This window comes from Buchnera aphidicola (Chaitophorus sp. 3695) (assembly GCF_964058985.1).
Lineage (GTDB): Bacteria > Pseudomonadota > Gammaproteobacteria > Enterobacterales > Enterobacteriaceae > Buchnera_J > Buchnera_J aphidicola_BQ.
Genome location: NZ_OZ060379.1, coordinates 15,017 through 39,919 on the forward strand (window position 1 = coordinate 15,017; position 24,903 = coordinate 39,919).

Here is a 24,903-nt window from a genome sequence, read left to right on the forward strand (position 1 = left end):
CATTTCATTAAATTAAAAAAAATAAATATATTTGAATAAAATTAAAGTTAGATTAGATTTTTTAATCTAATTTTATTTTTTTTAAGAAAAATATTTTTATAAAAAATTATAAATATTTTAGTTTTTAATAAATAATAAATAAAATAAAGAGATTTTAAAAAAATGTATTTTCAACGTATTTTTTTTATTTTATCTTTTGTGCTATGTTCTTTTTTTTTATGGAAAGCATGGGAAAAAGATAGAAATATATTTACACAATCTAATGTTATAAAAGAAAATTCTTTAATTAATAAATTCAAAACTAGATTACATGTTTTAAAAGATAGTGATGTCTGCATTCAAACAGATGTTTTTAATATTATTATAGATAAAAATAGTGGATATATTAAATCTGCTAAATTATTAAAATATCGAGATGAAAAAGATTCTTCTCAGTATTTAAATTTATTAAGAACTGATGCAAACTATATTTTTCAAATGAAAACTGGATTTACAGAAATTAATAATGTGAATAAATTAACTCATAATATAAATGGTATTTATAATACTAAAAAAAAAATTTATCAATTGCTTCCTTTACATAATAAGTTAATTGTACCGATGACATTTATTACAAAAAACGGAATTAAGTTTGTTAAAAAAATTATTTTTCATAGAGGTCGATATGATATCCAAATCAAATATCATGTTTATAATAATACTAAAAAAAATTTTAAAGTTAGAATATTTGGAGAATGTATTCAAACTGTAAATCCATTTTTTATAGATAATGATAATTTAAATATTAATCAATATAGAGGTATTTCATATTCTTCTGATAATGATAAATATATTCGGTTTGAATTAAATGATATATCAAATAATAAAGAAAGTTTGTATAAAAGAATTCATACTGGATGGGTAGCTATGGTACAAAAGTATTTTGCTTCGGTTTGGATACCAAATATTGATTTTCAACCAAATACTATTTATACAAAAAAAATTAATCAAAATACTGTTGCTGTTGGATATCATAATTCTTCTATTTGTCTTCCTCCTCATTCTTTTAAAGAATTTCATTCAAAATTATGGATTGGTCCTAAAAATCAAATAGAAATGGCTGCTTTAGCTCCGAATTTAAATTTTACTGTAGAATATGGATTTTTATGGTTTTTATCTCAACCATTATTAAATTGTTTAAATATGTTTCATTCTATATTAGGTAATTGGGGTTTTTCTATAATTTTACTTACAATTATAATGCGTTTAGTAATGTATCCTTTAACTAAATCTCAATTTTATTCTATGGCTAGATTGAAATCATTAAAACCAGATATAGATTATTTAAAAAATAAATATAAAAATGATCCTAAAAGAATGAGTGCGGAAATTATTCTTCTTTATAAAAGAAAAAAAATTAATCCGTTATCTGGATTATTACCTGTAATTTTACAAATGCCTATTTTTTTATCTTTTTATTATACATTAACTAATTCTATTGAATTAAAATATTCTCCTTTTATTTTTTGGATTAAAGATCTTTCAAGTTATGATCCATTTTATGTTCTTCCTGTATTAATGGGTTTAAGTATGTTTATTGGGCAAAAAATGAATACTTCAAATACATTTAATAATGATATTTCTGAAAATGTTCAAGAAAAAATGATGCTTTTAACTCCATTTTTTTTTACAATATTTTTTCTATGGTTTCCTTCTGGATTAGTACTGTATTATTTAGTCAGTAATATATTTAATTTAATACAACAAAGATTAATTCATATTAATTTAAATAAAAATAAAAAAAAATAATGATTTTCATTATAAAAAATTATTATATGTTTTTTTTAAAAAAATTATAAAAAATAAGAAATTTATGTCAGATACAATAATAGCGCAGATTACACCGATAGGAAACGGTGGAGTATATATATTAAGAATTTCTGGGAAAAAATCTTCTATTGTTTTAAAATCTGTTTTACATTGTGTATTAAAACCTAGATATGCAACTTATTTGCCATTTTATGATGTTAATAATGAGATTTTAGATAAAGGTATTAGTATTTGGTTTCCATCTCCAAATTCTTATACAGGAGAAGATGTTTTAGAATTACAAGGACATGGTAATAATATTTTAGCTAATTTATTAATTAAAAGAATTTTAAAAATTTCAAACATTAGAATTGCGCGTCCAGGAGAATTTTCAGAAAGAGCTTTTTTGAATAAAAAAATAGATTTAATACAAGCAGAAGCAATATCAGATTTAATTAATGCTTCTTCTGAAGCAGCAATTAAAGCTTCTGTAAAATCATTACAAGGAGATTTTTCTAATTTTATTAATAGAATTATAAATAAAATTACTAATTTACGTGTAAATATAGAATATGAATTAGAATTTTCAGAAGAAAATATAAATTCTATTCAAATAAATTTTTATAATGAGATAAAAAAAATTATAAAATATTTAAAAAATATTTTATTTATTGCTAAAAATGGAGTTTGTTTACATGAATCTATTAAAATTGTAATTTCAGGTTTTCCAAATTCTGGTAAATCTAGTCTATTTAATATGTTATCTTGTAAAAAATCTTCTATAGTAACAAATATTAAAGGAACAACTAGAGATTTAATTTATAATCAAATTAATTTTCATAATAAAATAATAGAATTAGTAGATACTGCAGGAATTAGAAAAACAACAGATAAAGTAGAAAAAATAGGAATTTCTTTAGCAAAAAAAGAAATGAATCAGACAGATATATTATTATTTATGATAGATTCTAGTCAAAATATTAAAATTCAAATAAATAAATTTTTTAAATTAAAAAAAAATGTTTTTTCTAAAGTCAATGTTATTTTAATTTTTAATAAAATTGATTTAAATAATATTGATCCTAGTATTTTTCTAGATAATAAAATAAATTTTTTATGTATTTCTATAAAAAAAAAAATAGGATTAGAATATTTTTATAAATCTTTAAAAGAAATTTTAAAAGATTATAAAAATTTTTCAGGAGAAAATATATATATAGCAAGACAAAGACATATAGAAGAAATTAAATTAGCTAAAAAAGAATTATTAATTGGAAAAAAAAATTTTAAGACAAATAAAAATTATGAAATTTTAGCTTATCATTTACAAAACACGCAAAATTTTTTAAATAAAATTACAGGAAAAATTAATTCTGAAGATATTTTAAATAAAGTATTTTCTAATTTTTGTATTGGTAAATAAATTTTAAACTTATATAAAAATATTTGAAACAATATTTTTTAAAATATTATACAAAATAATAATTTTTTAATATTTAATTATGCCCGAAGGCGGAATTGAACCACCGACACGGGGATTTTCAGTCCCCTGCTCTACCAACTGAGCTATTCGGGCTTTTAAAATTATAGTAAAACATTAATGATAATAGTTTGTCAATATTTTTTTTAAATTTTTATATACTATCTATTTTTTTATAAACCTTGAAAGTTTAAATAATCGTCCATATACTATTTAATAGAATATAATTTTTTAAAAAATATTTTAAATCAATTATAGAAACATATGTACAAGGAGAACTTTAAAAAAAATGAAAATACGTCCTTTGCATGATCGTATTATTATAAAACGTCAAGAAGTAGAATCTAAATCATCAGGTGGAATTGTATTAACAGGTTCTGCTGCAAGTAAATCAAATAGAGGAAAAGTTTTAGCTGTAGGAAATGGAAGAATTTTAGATAACGGAAATATAAAAAAGTTAGATGTTAAAGTAAATGATATTGTAATATTTAATGAAGGATATGGCGCTAAGACAGAAAAAATTAATAATGAAGAAGTATTAATTTTGACTGAAAATGATATTTTAGCAATTGTTGAAAAGTAATATTTTTTATCATTTATAAAAAAATTATTAAGGAGATTTCAATATGGCAGCTAAAGATGTAAAGTTTGGAAGTGAAGCACGAGCTAAAATGCTTCGTGGTGTAAATATATTAGCAGATGCAGTAAAAGTTACTTTAGGACCAAAAGGAAGAAATGTTGTTTTAGATAAATCTTTTGGAGCTCCAAGTATTACTAAAGATGGTGTGTCTGTAGCTAGAGAAATTGAATTAGAAGATAAGTTTGAAAATATGGGCGCACAAATGGTTAAAGAAGTAGCTTCCAAAGCAAATGATGTTGCAGGAGATGGAACTACTACTGCTACTTTATTAGCACAATCTATTGTGAATGAAGGATTAAAAGCAGTTGCAGCAGGAATGAATCCCATGGATTTAAAAAGAGGGATTGATCAAGCAGTTATTAAAGCAGTTAAAGAATTAAAAAAACTATCTGTTCCGTGTTCAGATTCTAAAGCAATTACACAAGTTGGAACAATTTCTGCTAATGCTGATGAAACCGTAGGATCTTTAATTTCAGAAGCAATGGAAAAAGTTGGTAATGATGGAGTAATTACTGTAGAAGAAGGAACAGGTTTAGAAGATGAATTAGATGTAGTTAAAGGTATGCAATTTGATAGAGGATATTTATCTCCTTATTTTATTAATAAACCAGAAACTGGTAATATAGAATTAGAAAATCCTTATATTTTAATGGTTGATAAAAAAATTTCTAATATTAGAGATATATTATCTTTATTAGAATCAGTAGCAAAATCTGGTAAACCACTTTTAATTATTGCAGAAGATTTAGAAGGTGAAGCATTAGCAACATTAGTAGTTAACTCTATGAGAGGAATTGTAAAAATTGCAGCTGTTAAAGCTCCTGGATTTGGAGATCGTAGAAAATCTATGTTACAAGATATTTCTATATTAACTGCTGGAACTGTAATTTCTGAAGAATTAGCAATGGATTTAGATAAAACAACATTAGAAGATTTAGGTCAAGCTAAAAGAGTTGTAATAACAAAAGATTCAACAACAATTATTGGTGGATTAGGAAAAAAATTAGATATTCAAAACAGAATTTCTAATATTCGTCAACAAATTAATGAATCTACATCAGATTATGATAAAGAAAAATTAAATGAAAGATTAGCAAAATTATCTGGTGGGGTTGCTGTATTAAAAGTAGGAGCTGCAACTGAAGTAGAAATGAAAGAAAAAAAAGCTCGTGTAGAAGATGCTTTACATGCTACTCGTGCTGCAGTAGAAGAAGGTGTTGTTGCTGGTGGAGGAGTAGCTTTAGTTCGAGTGGCAGAAAAAATTTCTCGTTTAAAAGGTCAGAATGAAGATCAAAATGTTGGAATTAGAGTAGCTGTAAGATCAATGGAAGCTCCTTTACGTCAAATTGTTGCTAATTCAGGAGAAGAACCATCTGTTGTAACAAATAATGTTAAAGATGGTGTTGGTAATTATGGATATAATGCAGCAATTGATCAATATGGAGATATGATTAAATTTGGAATATTAGATCCAACTAAAGTAACTCGATCTGCATTACAATATGCTGCTTCTGTAGCCGGATTAATGATTACTACAGAATGTATGGTAACTGATTCTCCTAAAGAAGATAAATCTTCTGACATGCCTTCTCCATCTGCTGGTGGAATGGGTGGAATGGGAGGAATGGGCGGAATGATGTAATTTATTTATTTTAAATAAAATATTTATACTTTTTTTATTTTAAAATATTTTAATTTATTTTCCCTTAAATTTTAATCTTAAGGGAAAATAAAATTATTTATATATAATTATTTAATTTTTTAAGAAATTATAAAATATGACACAAGATTATTCAATTAATATGCTTAAATCTGGTTTAAAAGTAATTATTTTTAATCAACCATGTATTATTCAAAATAGTAAATTTGTAAAACCTGGAAAAGGTCAAGCATTTGCACGTGTTAAATTTAAGAGTATTTTATCTGGTAAAATAGTGGAAACGACTTTTAAATCTACAGATCGTTTAAAAAAAGCTAATGTACATGATATTAAATCTATTTATTTGTATAATGATCATAAATTATGGTATTTTATAAATAGTATAACTTTTGAAGAAATATCTATTTCAAAAAAAATTTTAAATTCTAAGCGTTTTTTTTTAACTCCACAATCTAAGTGTTTATTAACGATCTGGAAAAATAATACAATTGCTATTGTTTTAGAGAATTTTGTATCTTTAATAGTTGTTAAAACAACTCCTGCTCTTCAAAAAAAATCTTTAAATAGTAGTGGTATAAAATTAGCTACTTTAAGTACAGGTATTTCTATTAAAGTACCTGAATTTATTAAAGTAAATGATCTTATTAAAATAGATACACGTACTTGTTCATATATTTCTAGATTATAAAAAAATATTTCTATAAATTAAAAATATTAGATTATTTATATATCATTAACGTTCACAAAAGAACGATAACTATCCCAATTAAAATTTAAACATAAAAGTTTTCCTAATCGCATTCGATCAATAATTCTTTCTCCTAATAATATATTTAAATGATTTAAATTTAAATTTGATAATATTCCTGTAGATTTCTTTGATGCTGAACGACGATCAATAATTTGATGAATAATTATTTTTTCATAATTTGATTCTTTTTGAATACCAATTTCATCTATTATTAATAGATCTACTTCACTAGATTTTTTAATAAAATATTCTTCAGTATGTTCATTTTTTAAATTAAATGTTTTTTTAATTTTAGACATTAAATCTGCTATTGTAATAATTAATATACTTTTTCCATTTAAAATTAAATAATTTCCAATAGCTGCTGCTAAATGATTTTTACCTGTTCCTGGTTTTCCAGAAAATACAAAATTAGAAAATTGACTGTTGAAATTTTTTACGTATTCTTTAGAAGCATTTAAAACTTTTTCTTGTCCTATATGAAATACTTTATAATTTTCAAATGAACAATTTATATATAATTTTTTAATACCAGAATTTTGAAGAATTTTTTTCATTCTTCTAGCTTTATTTTGTCTTAAAATAGATTTTGAGGATAAAAATCCTTCTTTTTTATTCCAATTTAATAAATCTATTTCATTTTTAAATTTAGGTTTAATATGATTAGGAATAATTGATTTAATTTTTTTAAGTAATTTTATATATTTTTGCATATATTAAAATCCTTATTTTATGTATAATCTAAAATTTAATATAAAAATTTTATATTTATTATTTTTTATAATAAATTTTATATTCTATTTTTTTTGTTTGTTTTTTTTTTTTGAGTATCCAATTTTTTGGAATATTAATATTATTTATATGTATATTTTGTTCTATATAAATAATAGTGTTTTTTTTAGTCCATTTTTTTTCTTCTAATAAAAATATAGTTTTATTTAATAAATTATATTGATTATATGGTGGATCCAGAAATATTATGTCATATGGTTGACTTTTTTTTTTTAACCAATTAATAGTATTTGTACAAATAGATTGTATATTTTTTATTTTAAGTTTTTTTAAATTTTTATTTATTGAATAAATATTTTTTATATTAATATCGAGAGAAGTAACTAATTTTGCATTTCTAGAGATTGCTTCTATTCCTAATATTCCACTTCCAGAAAAACAATCTAAACATTTTGCATTTTGAATATAATTACTCAACCAATTAAATAAAGTTTCTCGAATTAAATTTGTTGTAGGTCTTAAATATTTTGAATGTTGAATATATATCTTTTGTTTTTTAAAAATTCCACTAATTACTCTTAAAGTATTTTTTTTATTTTTTTTTTTTTTTTCATAATTTTTTTAATAAAACTTAATATATATTAATATACTTTGGTAAAATAAATTATATTATATAAAAATTTTTTATAAAAGGTATATTTATGTCTCAAAATAAAAAAAATATATTTACATTTTTAATAGATAAATTAAATTTTTTTAAAAAAAAAGATGATTTAGTAGATTTAAAAAATTTAAAAAAAAAAAATCAAGAAATTGATTCAAATAAAAATGTATTACATGTAAATAAAGAATATTTAAAAAAAAATAATATGAAATCTATTATTTTTTCAAAAAAGAAAGAAGATAAAAATAGTTTATTATATTTTTTAAAAAAAAAATTTACTAATGCAAGAACAAGTTTTTTTTCAGTCATTAAAAATTTTTTTTCAGAAGAAAAAATCAATAAAAAGTTTTTAAAGAAATTAGAAGATAAATTAATATCTTTTGATATTAATATTTATACAGTAAAAAAAATTATAAATAAATCTATTAATAGTTTACAAAAAAAAGATTTTAAAAATTCATCTGTTATTTATAAAAAAATTTTTTATTATATGAGTGAAATTTTAAAAAAAAGTGAATTATCTTCTGTACCTATAGAATCATTAAGTTCAAAATATCCTTATGTTATATTAGTAGTAGGTGTAAATGGATCAGGAAAAACTACTACGATTGCAAAATTATCAAAATTATATAAAAATCAAAACAAAAAAGTTTTAGTAGCAGCAGCAGATACTTTTAGAGCTGCAGCAATAGATCAATTAGAGATTTTATGTAAAAAAAATAAAATATCAATGATTTCTAAAAAATATGGTTCTGATCCATCTTCTGTTGTATATGAAGCATTTCAAAAATCTGTTTTAAAAAGTTTTGATATATTAATTATTGATACAGCTGGTAGATTTCATACTAAAATTAATTTAATGAATGAATTAAAAAAAATTGTAAATGTTATTAAAAAATTAAATCAAAATTCATTAATAGATATTTTTCTTACTATTGATTCTTGTACAGGTCAAAATTCTTTAGAACAAACTAAATTTTTTAATAAATTTCTTAAAATTACTGGAATTATATTAACAAAATTTGATAGTACTTCAAAAGGAGGAATTATTTTTTCTATAGCAGATAAGTTTTCTATTCCTATTAAATATATAACTACAGGTGAATCAACAAAAGATATTTGTGTTTTTAATAATTTAGATTTTATTAATTCTATATTTAAATCTAAATAAAATTTAAATATGTTATATTAAAAAATAATCTTTTTTTTAAAATTTATTTAGAATTTTTATATAAATATATTTTTAAATACGTATTTTTTTATAAAATGATTTGAAAGTATATTATTGAATATAGGCATTAAATATGGTTAATAAGATGAAATTTTCATCCAAAGAATCTTTAAATTTTTTAAGTATTTATATGAAAACTATTCATCGTTGGTCGATATTATCTGCAGATGATGAAAAAAAGTTAGCTAATAAATTGTTTTATAAAAATGATTTAAAAGCCGCAAAAATTTTAATTTTATCACATTTACGTTTTGTAATTAGAATTGCAAGAAATTATTCTGGCTATGGATTACCTCAATCTGATTTAATTCAAGAAGGAAATATAGGATTAATGAAATCTGTTAAAAAATTTAATCCTAATCTAGGAGTACGATTAGTTTCTTTTGCTATATATTGGATTAAATCTGAAATTCATGAATATGTTTTAAAAAATTGGAGAATTGTTAAAATTGCTACAACTAAATCTCAAAGAAAATTATTTTTTAATTTAAGAAAAAAAAAAAAAAAAGTAGGATGGTTTAATAAAAAAGAAATCTTAAATGTTGCGCAAGAATTTGGAGTAACACATCAAGATGTTATAGAAATGGAGTCTAGAATGTCAGCTAAAGATGTTCTTTTAAATAATTTTTCAGAAGATAATACTCAAGAGTATACAAATAATATATACTCAATACCTTTTTTAAAAGATCAATTATCAGATTTTACACAAGTAATTGAAAAAGATAATTGGAAAAAATATACTATTAATAAATTAAATATTGCATTATCATATTTAGACGAGCGTAGTCGAAATATTATACGTTCACGTTGGTTAGATTGTACAAATAAAAAAAATACTTTAAAAGATATTGCTAAAAATTACGGTATATCTGCAGAAAGAGTACGACAATTAGAACAAAATGCTATAAAAAAACTACGTTTATCTATTAATAAAAAATAGTTTTTAAATAAATTATAATTTTATTATTTCAATTTTTAATAAACTTTTAAAAATATAATAAAATATTTTATAAGAGATAATGTTTATGACTATATTTAATCATATATTAGGATTTCCTAGAATTGGTTTTCAAAGAGAATTAAAAATAGCTCAAGAAATGTATTGGTCTAAAAAAATATCTAAAATTAAATTAAAAAAAATTGGAAAAAAAATAAGAATTAAAAATTTAAAAACACAACAAAAAATGGGTTTAGATTTTTTATCTGTCGGAGATTTTTCTTGGTATGATCATGTTTTATCTACAACAATGATGTTAGGAAATATTCCGAAAAGGTTTATGACTTCTAATAATAAAATAGATATTGATACATTATTTTATATAGCTCGTGGAGTTTCTGATCATAATAACTCGACCAATCCTTCTGAAATGACTAAATGGTTTAATACTAATTATCATTATATCGTTCCAGAATTTAGTACAGATAGTGTATTTAATTTTTCTTGGAAGCAATTATTAAAAGAGATAGATGAAGCTTTATTAATAGGTAAAAATATTAAACCAGTGATTTTAGGACCTATGTCTTATCTTTGGTTAGGAAAAACTTATGAAGTAAATTTTAATCGTTTTGATTTATTAGATAAAATTTTACATGTATATAAAATTATTTTTTCTTGTTTAAAAAAAAAAGGAATTCAATGGGTTCAAATAGATGAACCAATTTTATCTTTAGATCTTTCTCCTGTATGGAAAAAAAATTTTATATTAAGTTATAATTATTTAAAGTGTAATATAAATATATTATTAACTACATATTTTGGAAATATTTCTCATAATTTAGATATTATTAAAGAAATTCCTATAAAAGGAATTCATTTAGATTTAGTTTCTGGGAATTATAATTTATCAGAATTAAAGACAAATTTTTCTCAAGATATAGTTCTTTCTTTAGGAATAGTTAATGGTAAAAATATATGGAAAACAGATCTATTAAAATATTATTTTTTAATAAAAAAAATATTAAAATATAGAGATAATATTTGGATTGGATCTTCTTGTTCTTTAATGCATGTTCCTGTAGATATTAATCAAGAAAAAAAAATGAAAACAGAATTAAAAGTTTTGTTTTCTTTTGCAGTACAAAAATGTTATGAATTATATTTATTAAGTAATGCTTTAAACATAAATAAGACAGATTTACTTGAATCATGGATTTTACCATTATTATCGTATAATAATATTATTAAAAATAATAAAAATAATGATATACAAGATAAAATATTAAATTTAAAGACAAAAGATTATAAAAGAAAAAATTCTTATAAAATTCGTTATAAAAAACAAAAAAATAAATTAAATTTACCTATTTTACCTATTACTACGATTGGTTCATTTCCTCAAACGAAAGATTTAAGAGATTTAAGATCTAGTTTTAAAGAAAAATTAATTACTAAAAAAGAATATAAAAAAAAAATTTTTAAAATTATAAAATATAATATTATTGAGCAAGAAAAATTAAATATAGATGTTTTAGTTCATGGAGAACCAGAACGTAATGATATGGTTGAATATTTTGGAGAAAATTTAGAAGGATTTTTATTTACAGATTATGGATGGGTTCAAAGTTATGGTTCAAGATGTGTAAAACCACCTATAATATATTCTGATATATCACGTGTTAGTCCGATTACTTTAGATTGGATAAAATATGCACAATCTTTAACAAAAAAACCTGTAAAAGGTATGTTAACTGGACCTGTAACTATTTTATTATGGTCTTTTCCAAGAGAAGATATTTCACATAAAACAATTGCTACACAAATTTCTTTAGCTTTAAAAGATGAAATATATGATTTAGAAAAAAATGGAATTAATATAATTCAAATTGATGAACCTGCTTTAAGAGAAGGTTTACCGTTAAGAGATATTGATAAGAAAAAATATCTTGATTGGGCTATAAATTCTTTTAAATTAACTGTTTCTGATGTAAAAGACAGTACTCAAATTCATACTCATATGTGTTATTGTGAATTTAATGATATTATACAATCTATATCTGATTTAGATGCTGATGTTATTACTATTGAAACTGCTCGTTCTAATATGGAAATATTAGCTTGTTTCAAAAATTTTAAATATCCAAATAGTATTGGTCCTGGATTTTATGATATTCATTCTCCTAATATACCTAAAGAAATAGATATTATAAAATTAATAAAAAAATCTATGAAAATTATTCCTATTAAAAAATTATGGATAAATCCTGATTGTGGTTTAAAAACACGTACTTGGATAGAAGTAAAATATGCTTTAAAAAATTTGGTATCAGCAACTTTAAAAATACGTTCTATTTTATCATAAATTTAACAGGAAATTTTAGCAAAATTTGATTTGCTAAAATTTCTAATTTTAATTTTTTAAATTTAAAATATAAATTTTATATAATAATTTTTATTTTAATAGAAATTTTGATGTTTTTTTTTAATTATATTTTGTTATATTTAAATATTTAATAGATAAAATTATTACATTAATTTATATTTAATGTTTAAAATGTCTAATATTTGTAAATATCATAGATATATTTTTTTTATTAGATAATTTAATAATTTCTGGATCTTTTATAGATCCTCCAGGTTGAATTATACATGATATATTTTTTTTTTTAGCTTCTAAAATATTATCTTCAAATGTTAAAAATGCATCTGAAGCTAATGTAATATTTTTAAGTTTTTTATGATTCTGATTTATTTTAGAATTTGCATTTTTAATTGCAAAAATTCTGCTAGTTTGTCCACTTCCAATGGAAATAGTAGAGCTTTTATAGATATATACAATCGCATTTGATTTAGAAAATTTAGCTATTTTCCATCCAAAAATTGCATTTTTTATTTCTGATTTGTTAGGAATTTTTTGAGTTTTTATATTCCATTTTTTAAAATTAAATTCATCATAATCTTTTTCTTGAATTAAAAATCTATTATTGATAGATTTTATTTCAAAATTTTGTAAAAAATCAATTTTTTGATTATTAGTTGTTAATATTCTTAAATTTTTTTTATAGTTTAAAATTTTTAATGTTTTTTTAGAAAAATCTGGTGCGATTATTATTTCTACGAATTGATTTTTTAAAATTAATTTTATAGTTTGAGAATTAATTTTTTTATTAAATGCAATTATTCCACCAAATGCAGAAATAGGATCACATTTGTATGCATTAATATATGCTTTTAAAATATTTTTTTTTGTGGAAGCGCCGCATGGTGTACCATGTTTTATAATTACACAAGATGGTTTTTTAAATTGAAATACGCATTCTAAAGCGATATTAGAATCTAAAATATTATTATAAGATAATTTTTTTCCTTGAATTTTTTCTAAAATTTTTTTATTTTTTTTAAATATATTATTGTTGAAATATATAGCTGCTTTTTGATGTTTATTTTCTCCATAAATTAATTCTTTTTCTTTTTTTAGAATTAAGTTAATTTTTTTAGGAAACAATTTATTTTTTAATTTTTTTTTATATTTTAAATTATATTTTTTTTTAAAAAATTTATATATATTATATTCATAATTATAAGAATATTTAAATGCTTTCATAGCTAATTTTAATCTTTCTTTTTTAGAAAATTTATTTTTTTTATGTTTAAATTTTTCTATTATGAAATCATAATCTTCAATATCAACTATAACTATAACTTTTTTGTAATTTTTTGCAGCAGCTCTAATTAATGATGGTCCACCAATATCTATATATTTTTTAAAATTTTTTATTTTTTTATTATTAGATTTAATAATTTTTTCAAACGGATAAAAATTACATACAACAAAATCTATCGAGATATTTTTTTTTTCGATATTATTTTTCTTAGAATTACTTAAAATTCCAGAATATATTTTTGGATGTAACGTTTTAATTTGACCATTCATACTTTCTTTGAATTTAGTATAATGAGATATTTTTTTACAAGGAATATTATTATTAATTAAAGTTTTTCGAGTTCCTGAAGTAGATAAAATTTTTATGTTATTTTTATTAAATGATTTTGATAATGTAATAATTTTAGATTTATTAAATACACTAATTAACACGTTTTTTTGATTTTTATAGGTTATCATATTTATCTTTAAAATTTAAAATAAAATTATAGAATTATAATAAAATTTTTTTAGAGATATTATTTATGTTAAATTTATAAAATTTAGTATATAATAATTCTATTATAATGATTTAATTAGCAGGGATTTTTTGATTTCCCTACTAATTTTATTAGAATATATTTTTTAGTATACAAAATTTATTTAACTGCTTTTTTCAAAGTTTTTCCAGAAATAAAAGAAGGAATTTTTGTTGCTAATATTTGAATTTCTTTCCCAGTTTTTGGATTTCTTCCTGTTCTAGCTGATCTTTTATTAATTTTGAATGTTCCAAATCCAACTAATTGTACATTTTCTTCTTTTTTAAGAGAATTAGTAATTTCAGATAATATAGTATCTAATATATATTTTGTTTTAATTTTAGAAATTAAAGATTTTTTTGCAACAATGTCTATTAGTTGTGATTTATTCATTTTTTAATCCTTAGTAATAAAAATAATATTTATAGAAAAATTTTATTATATGTTGAAATTACTTATAATAAAAAATTTTAAGAAACATATTTTAAAAAATAATTTAAATTTATATCTTTACATAATTTTTAAAATTTTAATTTTTTAAATTTTTAAAGATTGTGAGAATTCAATAATTCTGATAAATTTGCAGATGCTTCTTCTACACTAATTTTTTTATTTATACGATTTTTATTTTTTATATTATTTCTAGTTCGATATATATAATTATGAAATAATCTATTTTGATGATATTCATAACCAGTACCAGCAGGAATTAAGCGACCTACAATAACATTTTCTTTTAATCCTCTTAATTCATCTATTTTTCCAGCTACGGCTGATTCTGTAAGAACTCTTGTAGTTTCTTGAAATGATGCAGCTGAAATAAAAGATTCTGTAGCTAAAGACGCTTTAGTAATTCCTAATAAATCTCGATTATATATAATGATTTTTTTTTGTTTCTTTTTTAAATCTCTATTAGTCATTCTAATTTTAAAATATTCTATTTGTTCTCCATCTAAAAATTCTGAATCACCATGATCAATAATAGTTGCTTTTCTTAACATTTGTCTAATAATTACTTCAATATGTTTATCATTAATTTTAACTCCTTGTAATCGATATACCTCTTGTACTTCATTTACAATATATCTTGTAACAGATTGTACACCACGTAGTCTTAAAATGTCATGAGAAGATTCTGGACCATCGGAAATGATATCACCTTTTTCTACACGTTCACCTTCAAAAACATTTAGTTGCCTCCATTTTGGTATCATTTCTTCATATGTATTTTTTTTGTTTATAGAATTAATAATTAATCTTCTTTTTCCTTTTGTTTCTTTTCCAAAAGATATAATTCCATCTTTTTCAGCTAATATTGCTAGTTCTTTTGGTTTTCTTGCTTCAAACAAATCAGCTACTCGAGGTAATCCTCCTGTGATATCTTTTGTACTTACAGATTCTTGTGGAACTCTTGCTAAAGTATCTCCAGATTTAATTTGTACTCCGTCATGAAGTTGAACAATAGTTTTTCCAGGTAAAAAATATTGTGCAGGCATAGTAGTTCCAGGAATAAACACATCTGTTCCATCAGCATGAATAATTTTTAAAGAAGGTCTTAATTCTTTACCTAAAGTATTTCTTTCTGCTACATCTAAAATAATTATAGATGATAATCCAGTTAATTCATCTGTTTGTCTAATGATACTTTGTCCATCTAACATATCTATAAATTTTAAATATCCATTGACTTCTGTAATAACTGGAATAGTATGTGGATCCCAAACTGCTACAATTTCTCTAGAATATACTTTTTCTCCATTACGTTTTTCTAAAATAGCTCCATAAGGAATTTTATAACTTTCTTTAGTTTGACCTATTGAATCAATAATATTTAATTCTACATTACGAGCAGTAATAATTGTTTTTCCTAATGAATTAATAACTGATTTGGAACTACTTAATTTGATTATTCCATCATTTTTAATTTGTATATTAGATTCTGTAGCAATTCTTGAAGCAGCTCCTCCAATATGAAAAGTTCTCATAGTTAATTGTGTTCCAGGTTCACCAATAGACTGTGCAGCAATAACACCTATTGCTTCTCCTTTTTGAACTAATTTACCTCTGGCTAAATCACGTCCATAACAATATGCACATACTCCAAAATTTGTTTCACAATGAACTACTGAACGAACTTCAACATTATCAATAGAATGCATTTCTAAAATATCACAGTATTTTTCATTTAATAAAGTATTTTTTTTAATTAATATTTTTTTAGAGTTGTTTTTTAAAATATTATTCAATGTTACTCTTCCTAAAACTCTTTCTCTTAATGGTTCTTTTATATTTCCTCCTTCGATTATAGAAGTCATTATAATTCCATTTTTAGTTTGGCAATCATTTTCTGTTACTACAAGATCTTGCGCTACGTCAACTAATCTACGTGTTAGATAACCAGAATTTGCAGTTTTTAAAGCTGTATCAGCTAAACCTTTTCTTGCTCCATGTGTAGAAATAAAATATTGTAAAACATTTAATCCTTCTCTAAAATTTGCTGTAATAGGTGTTTCTATAATTGAACCATCGGGTTTAGCCATTAAACCTCGCATTCCTGCTAATTGTCTTATTTGAGCTGCTGATCCTCTAGCTCCAGAATCTGCCATAATAAAAATGTTATTGAATGAACTTTGTTTTTTAATTGTTTCTTTTTTTGTTTTAATATACGTTGTAGATAAATTTTCCATCATGGCTTGAGAAACTTTTTCATTAGCTGTAGACCAAATATCTACGACTTTATTATATCTCTCGCCTGCAGTAACTAATCCGGATTGAAATTGTTCTTGTATTTCTAATACTTCTAATTTAGCATCTTTAATAATGCTTGTTTTTTCTTTAGGAATTTCTATATCATCCATACCTACAGATGATCCAGATCTTGCAGCATATGCAAATCCAGTATACATTATTTGATCTGCAAAAATGACTGTTTTTTTAATACCTAAGATTCTATAACATGTATTAATCATTGCAGAAATTGTATTTTTTCTTAGAGTTTGGTTTACTAAAGAAAATGATAAACCTTTAGGAACAATGTTCCATAATATAGATCTTCCTATAGTAGTTTTAATTATTTTTCTATATTTTTTGTGAATTTTTTTATTTTTTTTTATGTATTCAGTGATACGAACATTAACAATAGAATGTAGGTCTGCTAATCCTAATTGATATACTTTTTCAGCTTCTTTTGGTCCAGAAAGAAGCATATTTTGTCCTTTTCCATGAATTTTTTTTCTTGTCATATAATATAATCCAAGTACTACATCTTGAGATGGTACAATAATTGGTTCACCGTTAGCTGGTGAAAGAATATTATTAGTAGACATCATCAAATTTTTAGCTTCATTTTGAGCTTCTATAGTAAGTGGTATATGTACAGCCATTTGATCTCCATCAAAATCTGCGTTATATGCAGCACATACTAATGGATGTAATTGAATTGCTTTTCCTTCAACAAGTATTGGTTTAAATGCTTGTATACCTAATCTATGTAAAGTAGGAGCTCTATTTAATAATACAGGATGTTTTTGAATTACTTCATCTAAAATGTCCCATACTATAGGATCTTCTCTTTCAACCATTTTTTTAGCAGATTTAATTGTATTTGCTAAATTTTTGCGTTCTAGTTTACCATATATAAATGGTTTAAATAATTCTAATGCCATTTTTTTAGGTAATCCACATTGATTTAGTTTTAGATACGGACCTACTGTAATAACTGATCTTCCTGAATAATCTACTCTTTTTCCGAGAAGATTTTGACGAAATCTTCCTTGTTTGCCTTTAATCATATCAGCTAAAGATTTTAATGGTCTTTTATTAGAACCAATAATCGCTCTTCCTCTTCTTCCATTATCTAGAAGTGCATCTACTGATTCTTGAAGCATTCTTTTTTCATTTCTTACTATAATATCTGGAGCAGATAATTCTATTAATCGTTTTAAACGATTATTACGATTAATTACTCTTCTATATAAATCATTTAAATCAGATGTAGCAAATCTTCCTCCGTCTAGTGGAACTAAAGGTCTTAAATCTGGCGGAAGAATAGGTAAAACAGTTAAAATCATCCATTCTGGTTTATTTCTTGAATTAATAAAAGATTCAATTAATTTTACTCTTTTAGTTGTTTTTTTTTTTTTAGTTTCTGAATGAGTTTTATTTAGTTCTTTTTTTAGTTTCTTATATTCTTTTTTTAAATTAATATTTTTTAAAAGAATTTGTATAGCTTCAGCACCCATTTCTGCTTGAAAATCATCTCCAAATTCTTCTATTGCTTCAGCATTTTGTTCTTCTGAAAAAATAGTTCCAATTTTTAGAGTAGTCATTCCACTATTAATTACTACATAGGATTCAAAATATAAAACGCGTTCGATATCTCTTAAAGGCATATCTAAAAGTAGCCCAATTCTTGATGGTAAAGATTTTAAAAACCAAATATGAGCAATGGGAGATGCTAGTTCTATATGACCCATTCTTTCTCTTCTTACTTTACTTTGAGTGACTTCTACACCGCATTTTTCGCAAACAACGCCTCTATGTTTTAATCTTTTATATTTTCCACATAAACACTCGTAGTCTTTTACTGGTCCAAAAATTCTAGCACAAAATAATCCATCTCTTTCAGGTTTAAATGTTCTATAATTAATTGTTTCTGGTTTTTTAATTTCGCCATGTGACCAAGATCGAATAACTTCAGGAGAAGATAGAGAAATTTGTATTGCATTAAAATCTTTAATGTAGCTTTTAGATTTAATAAATTTAAATAGTTCTTTCAAAAATTTTTTTCCTATATTTATAAGTATTATTTTAAAAATTCTATTATTTTAAATATAAAAAATTTTTTATTTAATTTTTTAACGCGATATTAATACCCAATGAACGAATTTCTTTTAAGAGTACATTAAAAGATTCAGGCATACCAGGTTCCATAATATGTTTTCCATCTACAATATTTTTATATATTTTAGTTCTTCCACTTACATCATCAGATTTTACAGTTAGCATTTCTTGTAACGTATAAGAAGCTCCATAAGCTTCTAATGCCCATACTTCCATTTCTCCAAATCTTTGACCTCCAAATTGCGCTTTTCCTCCTAATGGTTGTTGTGTAACTAAACTATATGATCCTGTAGATCTTGCATGCATTTTATCATCTACTAAATGATTTAATTTTAAAATATACATGTATCCTACTGTAACTGGTTTTTCAAATTTTTCTCCTGTACGTCCATCAAATAAAGAAATTTGACCAGAATCAGGAATGTCTGCAAGTGATAAGAATTCTTTGATATTTTTTTCTTTAGCTCCATCAAATACTGGTGTTGCAACAGGGATTCCTTTTTTATAATTATTCGCTAAGCATAAAATTTCTTCATCAGAGAATTGTTCTAAGTTAATTTTTTGACGTTTATGGTTTCCTATATTAAATGTTTTTTGCATAAAATTTCTAATTTTTGAAATTTTTTTATATTTTTTTAAAATTTTTTCTATTTTTTCTCCAATACCTCTAGCTGCCATTCCTAAATGTGTTTCCAATATTTGCCCAATATTCATTCTAGAAGGAACTCCTAATGGATTTAAAACAATGTCTATTGGTATTCCATTTACATCATATGGCATATCTTCTACTGGATTAATTTTAGATATAACCCCTTTATTTCCATGTCTTCCAGCCATTTTGTCACCTGTTTGTAGATATCTTTTTACAGCTAAATAAATTTTTACTATTTTTAAAATTCCAGGTGATAGATCATCTCCTTTTTTAATTTTTTTCTTTTTATCTCTTATTTTTTTATGAAATTTTTTTGCAAGTAATTTATGTTGTTTTTGTAATTTTTTTAAAATAATTTTCGATTCTTTATTTTTTAATTTTAAAAGAAAAAGTTTTTCTATAGGTTGATTTTTAAAATTTTCATATAATAGATCTTCTTTAACTAAAATAGATTTAACTTGTCTCAATAAATCTAATTCAAACATTTTTTTTTCTTCTAATAAATCTTTTTCAATTTGTTTAATTTGCATTTCTTCAATTTCAATTGTTCTTTTATCTTTTTTAATTCCATCTCGAGTAAAAATTTGAACGTCAATAACAGTTCCGAAAACTCCATTAGGAGCTCTTAAAGAAGTATCTTTTACATCAGAAGCTTTTTCTCCAAAAATTGCGCGAAGTAATTTTTCTTCTGGAGTAAGTTGAGTTTCTCCTTTAGGTGTAACTTTTCCTACTAATATATCTCCTCCACGTACTTCTGCACCAATATAAACAATTCCTGATTCATCTAATTTAGATAGCGCAGATTCACCGATATTCGGTATATCTGAAGTGATTTCTTCTGCACCTAATTTTGTATCTCTAGAAATACATGATAATTCTTGAATATGAATACTTGTAAATCTATCTTCTATAACAACTTTTTCTGAAATAAGTATAGAATCTTCAAAATTATAACCATTCCATGGCATAAAAGCGACTCTCATATTTTGTCCTAAAGCAAGTTCACCTAAATCAGTAGCTGGTCCATCACTTAAAACATCTCCTTTCGTAATAGTATCTTTCAAGGAAATACAAGGAGTTTGATTAATACATGTATTTTGATTAGAACGTTTATATTTAATTAAATGATAAATATCTATTCCAGCTTGATTTTTTTTAATTTCTTTTTTATGAACTTTGATTACTATTCTAGAAGCATCAATATAATTTACAATACCTCCTCTTTTTGCAATTATAGTAACTCCAGAATCTATTGCAACTGATCTTTCCATTCCTGTACCAACTAAAGGTTTTTCTGATTTTAGTACTGGTACAGCTTGTCTTTGCATATTTGCTCCCATCAGTGCACGATTTGCATCATCGTGTTCTAAAAAAGGAATTAAAGATGCTCCTACAGATACCATTTGTTGATTGGATACATCCATATAATCTATTTGTTTTTTTTTAAACAATCTAGATTCGTTTTTATATCTACATGTAATTAATTTATCTATAATTTTTTTTTTAGAATTTAAATTAGTATTTGCTTGGGCAATAATAAAATTTCCTTCTTCAATAGCAGATAAATATTCTATTTTATCTGTAACATATCCATGAGATACTTTTCTATAAGGAGTTTCTAAAAATCCATATTTATTAGTACGTGCATATACTGATAAAGAATTTATTAATCCAATATTTGGTCCTTCTGGAGTTTCAATTGGACATACTCTTCCATAATGTGTAGGATGTACATCTCTGACTTCAAATCCAGCTCTTTCTCGTGTTAAACCACCGATTCCAAGAGCAGAAATTCTTCTTTTATGAGTAATTTCTGAAAGAGGATTATTTTGATCCATAAATTGTGATAGTTGACTTGATCCAAAAAATTCCTTTACAGCAGCTGAAATTGGTTTAGCGTTTATCATATCTTGAGGCATTAACACATCAATATCACCAATAGATAATCTTTCTTTAACAGCTCTTTCTACTCTAATTAGTCCAACTCTGAATTGATTTTCTACCATTTCTCCTACAGAACGAACTCTTCTATTACCTAAATGGTCAATATCATCAATTTCTCCTTTTCCGTTTCTGATACTAATTAATTTTTGAATAACATCGATTATATCTTTTTTATTAAGAATATTTTTTCCAGTAATTTTTTTTCTAGAAACTGATCTATTAAATTTCATTCTTCCTACAGAAGATAAATCATATTTTTCTTTTGAAAAAAATAAAGATTCAAATAATTTTTCAGAAGCTTCTTTTGTTGGTGGTTCTCCTGGTCTCAACATTCTATAAATTTCAAATAACGCACTAAATTTATCTGTAGTAAAGTCAATTTTTAGTGTTTCAGAAATGTATGGACCATGATCTAAATCATTTGTAAATATAGTTTTTATTATATTAATATTAGCTTCTTTGATCTTTTTTATAATTTCTAAAGTAAATTTTTCATTAGAAGAAATAATTAATTTATCATTTTGATCAAAATAATCTTGAGAAGATATTTTTCCAATAAGATATTCAATTGGTACATTAATAGAATTTACATTATTTTTTTTTAATTTTCTAATATGTTTTGCAGTTACTCTTTGGTTTTTTTTTAAGTATATTATATTATTTTTTTTGATATGAAAAGAAACTGTCTCACCTCTTAATCTTTCTGGAATTAATTTCATTTTTAAAGATTTATCTTGAAATTCAAAAATATTTTTTTCAAAAAAAATTTTTAATATTTCTGGAGTATGATATCCTAATGCTTTTAATAAAATTGTAACTGGAAACTTTCTACGTCGATCAATTCTAACAAATAAATGATCTTTTGGATCAAATTCAAAATCTATCCAAGATCCTCTATAAGGAATAATTCTTGCATTATATAGTATTTTTCCTGATGAATGTGTTTTTCCTTTATCACTATCAAAAAAAACACCTGGGCTTCGATGTAATTGTGATACTACGACACGTTCAGTTCCATTTATGATAAAAGTTCCATTTTTAGTCATAATAGGAATTTCTCCCATATAAACTTCTTGTTCTTTAATATCTTTAATTTTTTTATTTAATGTATCTTTTTCATATATAATTAAACGTAAAGTAACTTTTAATGGAACTGCGTATGTTGTTCCTCTAATATGACATTCCATCATATTAAAACTTTTTTTTCCTAATCTATATTTTACGTATTGAATTTCAGCGCTTTCATTATAACTTTTTATAGGAAATACTGATTTTAAAGCGGATTCTATTCCATTTGCTTTGTTTTTATTATGGTCCATAAATTTTTTAAATGAATCAATTTGAATTGATAGCAAGTAAGGAATATCTAAGACTTGAGGTTTTTGTCCAAAATCTTTTCTAATTCGTTTTTTTTCTGTATAGGAATAAACCATTGAATTTCTCTATTGAATAAAAGTTTTGTTGAAAATAAATTTTTTAAAAATAATTAATATTTTTTAAAAAATTTTAAATTTATTTAAAATTTTTATATTAGAAATTTTGTATACTGGTGATTGATATCACCAGTTTAATTTAATTTTTAATAAATTAATAAATTTATTTTATTATTTAATTTCAATTTCAGCTCCAGCAGTTTCTAAAGTTTTTTTTAAAGATTCTGCTTCTTCTTTATTAACTTTTTCTTTTAATAGAACAGGAGCTGATTCTACTAAATCTTTTGCTTCTTTTAAACCTAAACTAGTCAAACTTCTGACAGCGCGTATTACAGAAACTTTATTTTTTCCTATAGATTTAATATGTACATTAAATTCTGATTTTTCTTCTACTTTTTTAATTTCTGGAGTATTATTATTTATTGGTATAACAGAAGATACATCAAATTTTTTTTCCATAGATTTTATTAAATCCATAATTTCCATTACAGACATTTTTGATACTGTTTTTAATATTTCTTCTTGAGTCATTGACATATTTTTCCTAATATAAATAAAGTTTATTCTAATTTTTATCTTTTTGTATTTTAATAGCTGTTAAGATACGTACAAATTTTCCGATTGCTGCTTCTTTTAAAGTAAAAATAAGTTTTTGTATAGATTCTTTATATGTAGGTATTAAAGCTAATTTTTCTATATGACTTGGTTCAATAAATTTTCCTTCAAATGCAGCTCCTTTAATTTTAAAAGTTTTATTTTTTTTGGAAAAAAAATATAATAATTTTGCTGCACTTCCAGGATGTTCTATTGAATGAGCAATTAAAGTAAATTGATTCAATGTTTTTTGTAAACATTGAAAAGGTGTATTTTGAATTGCTCTTTTTAATAAAGTATTTTTTACGACATTTATTTTTACTCCATTTTTTCTAGCTTTTTTACGTAATGCATTAATTTGATTTACATTAATTTGATTTGAGTTTGCTACTACTGCAGATAATGATTTTTTTGATATTTTTTTGATTTTTTTAATAATTATTTTTTTTTTTTGAAGATTAACTGACATTTTTACTCCTAGATTTTTTTTTAGAAATCCTTTATAATTATTATAATAAGAAATTTATAAATATTTTTTAAAAATTTTAATAAAATCTATAAGATTAATATTTTTATATTATTTAAAATTATTTTTTTAAAAATAAACAAATAAAAAAACCTAATTTCTTACTAAAATGTATAAAATTAATTAAGAAACTAGGATATATTAGATTTTAAAAAAAAATTTAATAAGTTTATTCTAAAAAATTTTTTTCTAGTTCAATTGATTTTCCCATCGTAGTCGTTAAAAATATTTTTTTTATATATATTCCTTTAGATTTAGAAGGTTTTTGTTTTTTTAAAGAATTAATAAGATGTATTAAATTTTCTTTAATTTTTTTTTCAGAAAAACTTGTTTTTCCTATAGAAGTATGTATAATTCCATTTTTATCATTTTTATATCTTATTTGTCCATTTTTTATTTCTTGAACTATATCAAAAATATTTGATGTAATTGTTCCTAATTTATAGCTTGGCATAAGTCCTTTTGGTCCTAAAATAGATCCTAATAAACCTACTATTTTCATAGATTCAGGTGTTGCTACAGTTACATTAAATTTAATTTGATCATTTTTTATTTTTTGTGATAAATCTTCCATACCAACATATTCAGCTCCAGCTTTTTTTGCATCTTCTGCTTTTTTTCCATGAGCAAATACTGCTACTTTAATTTTTTTTCCAGTACCATGAGGAAGTTTTGTAGAACCTCTAACGTTCTGTTCAGTTTTTTTAGCATTAATTCCTAACATAATTGCTACATCAAAACTTTCAATGAATTTTCTTTTAGATTTTTTTTTTAAACTTAAAATAGCATTTTCTATGTCTGTTATATTAATTTTTTTTTTATATATTTTAGAATTTTTATTTTTCAT

16 protein-coding genes, 1 tRNA gene and 1 pseudogene are annotated in these 24,903 nt (G+C 22.8%); 8 read left to right on the top strand and 10 right to left on the bottom strand.

The window, feature by feature from the left end; genetic code table 11:
* The first annotated feature begins 162 nt into the window (after positions 1-162).
* Entirely contained in the window at positions 163-1,788 is a 1,626-nt protein-coding gene (gene yidC, locus AB4W58_RS00075; RefSeq protein ID WP_367674070.1) for a membrane protein insertase YidC, read from the top strand.
* A gap of 64 nt (positions 1,789-1,852) precedes the next feature.
* Positions 1,853-3,211, top strand: a complete 1,359-nt coding sequence (mnmE, locus tag AB4W58_RS00080; protein WP_367674071.1) for a tRNA uridine-5-carboxymethylaminomethyl(34) synthesis GTPase MnmE — start codon at positions 1,853-1,855, stop codon at positions 3,209-3,211.
* Between the two features lie 80 nt (positions 3,212-3,291).
* Here the strand turns inward: mnmE and AB4W58_RS00085 are convergent.
* Positions 3,292-3,364: transfer RNA gene (locus tag AB4W58_RS00085), tRNA-Phe, on the bottom strand.
* 193 nt (positions 3,365-3,557) lie between these two features.
* On the opposite strand from AB4W58_RS00085, the gene AB4W58_RS00090 reads away from it, so the two are divergent.
* The 3 genes from AB4W58_RS00090 to efp all read left to right on the top strand — a co-directional run bounded on the left by AB4W58_RS00090 (position 3,558) and on the right by efp (position 6,256).
* A complete protein-coding gene (locus AB4W58_RS00090; protein ID WP_367674072.1) occupies positions 3,558-3,851 on the top strand; it encodes a co-chaperone GroES in 294 nt (97 codons plus the stop codon).
* A 43-nt stretch (positions 3,852-3,894) separates the two neighbouring features.
* Positions 3,895-5,550, top strand: a complete 1,656-nt coding sequence (gene groL / locus AB4W58_RS00095) for a chaperonin GroEL (protein WP_367674073.1) — start codon at positions 3,895-3,897, stop codon at positions 5,548-5,550.
* Between the two features lie 136 nt (positions 5,551-5,686).
* Positions 5,687-6,256 (top strand): elongation factor P, encoded by a 570-nt coding sequence (efp, locus tag AB4W58_RS00100; protein WP_367674074.1) that lies wholly within the window; start codon positions 5,687-5,689, stop codon positions 6,254-6,256.
* Between the two features lie 35 nt (positions 6,257-6,291).
* Here the strand turns inward: efp and AB4W58_RS00105 are convergent, their stop codons facing one another.
* Complete coding sequence (locus AB4W58_RS00105) at positions 6,292-7,032, bottom strand: ATP-binding protein (RefSeq protein WP_367674075.1); 741 nt, start codon at positions 7,030-7,032, stop codon at positions 6,292-6,294.
* 58 nt (positions 7,033-7,090) lie between these two features.
* Positions 7,091-7,654 (bottom strand): annotated as a pseudogene (rsmD, locus tag AB4W58_RS00110) (16S rRNA (guanine(966)-N(2))-methyltransferase RsmD); the annotation flags it as partial.
* Positions 7,655-7,752: 98 nt separating this feature from the next.
* Here rsmD and ftsY point away from each other — a divergent pair.
* The 3 genes from ftsY (at position 7,753) to metE (ending at position 12,245) form a co-directional block, all read left to right on the top strand.
* A complete protein-coding gene (ftsY, locus tag AB4W58_RS00115) occupies positions 7,753-8,886 on the top strand; it encodes a signal recognition particle-docking protein FtsY (RefSeq protein WP_367674076.1) in 1,134 nt (377 codons plus the stop codon).
* A gap of 133 nt (positions 8,887-9,019) precedes the next feature.
* Positions 9,020-9,886: an RNA polymerase sigma factor RpoH gene (rpoH, locus tag AB4W58_RS00120; RefSeq protein WP_367674077.1), complete on the top strand. Its 867-nt coding sequence runs from the start codon at positions 9,020-9,022 to the stop codon at positions 9,884-9,886.
* 85 nt (positions 9,887-9,971) lie between these two features.
* Positions 9,972-12,245: a 5-methyltetrahydropteroyltriglutamate--homocysteine S-methyltransferase gene (gene metE / locus AB4W58_RS00125; protein WP_367674258.1), complete on the top strand. Its 2,274-nt coding sequence runs from the start codon at positions 9,972-9,974 to the stop codon at positions 12,243-12,245.
* 180 nt (positions 12,246-12,425) lie between these two features.
* On the opposite strand, the gene purH is transcribed toward metE, so the two are convergent.
* The 7 genes from purH to rplA form a co-directional block, all read right to left on the bottom strand.
* Positions 12,426-14,006 (bottom strand): bifunctional phosphoribosylaminoimidazolecarboxamide formyltransferase/IMP cyclohydrolase, encoded by a 1,581-nt coding sequence (purH, locus tag AB4W58_RS00130; RefSeq protein WP_367674078.1) that lies wholly within the window; start codon positions 14,004-14,006, stop codon positions 12,426-12,428.
* 179 nt (positions 14,007-14,185) lie between these two features.
* A complete protein-coding gene (locus AB4W58_RS00135) occupies positions 14,186-14,458 on the bottom strand; it encodes an HU family DNA-binding protein (protein ID WP_367674079.1) in 273 nt (90 codons plus the stop codon).
* A 152-nt stretch (positions 14,459-14,610) separates the two neighbouring features.
* A complete protein-coding gene (gene rpoC, locus AB4W58_RS00140; protein WP_367674080.1) occupies positions 14,611-18,843 on the bottom strand; it encodes a DNA-directed RNA polymerase subunit beta' in 4,233 nt (1,410 codons plus the stop codon).
* Between the two features lie 70 nt (positions 18,844-18,913).
* The gene (gene rpoB, locus AB4W58_RS00145; RefSeq protein WP_367674081.1) at positions 18,914-22,936 is read right to left on the bottom strand and encodes a DNA-directed RNA polymerase subunit beta; all 4,023 of its coding nucleotides are present in this window, start codon (positions 22,934-22,936) and stop codon (positions 18,914-18,916) included.
* A gap of 171 nt (positions 22,937-23,107) precedes the next feature.
* Positions 23,108-23,473, bottom strand: coding sequence for a 50S ribosomal protein L7/L12 (gene rplL, locus AB4W58_RS00150; protein ID WP_367674082.1), 366 nt, complete (start codon positions 23,471-23,473; stop codon positions 23,108-23,110).
* Positions 23,474-23,501: 28 nt separating this feature from the next.
* A complete protein-coding gene (gene rplJ, locus AB4W58_RS00155; RefSeq protein WP_367674083.1) occupies positions 23,502-23,999 on the bottom strand; it encodes a 50S ribosomal protein L10 in 498 nt (165 codons plus the stop codon).
* Between the two features lie 226 nt (positions 24,000-24,225).
* Entirely contained in the window at positions 24,226-24,903 is a 678-nt protein-coding gene (gene rplA / locus AB4W58_RS00160; protein ID WP_367674084.1) for a 50S ribosomal protein L1, read from the bottom strand.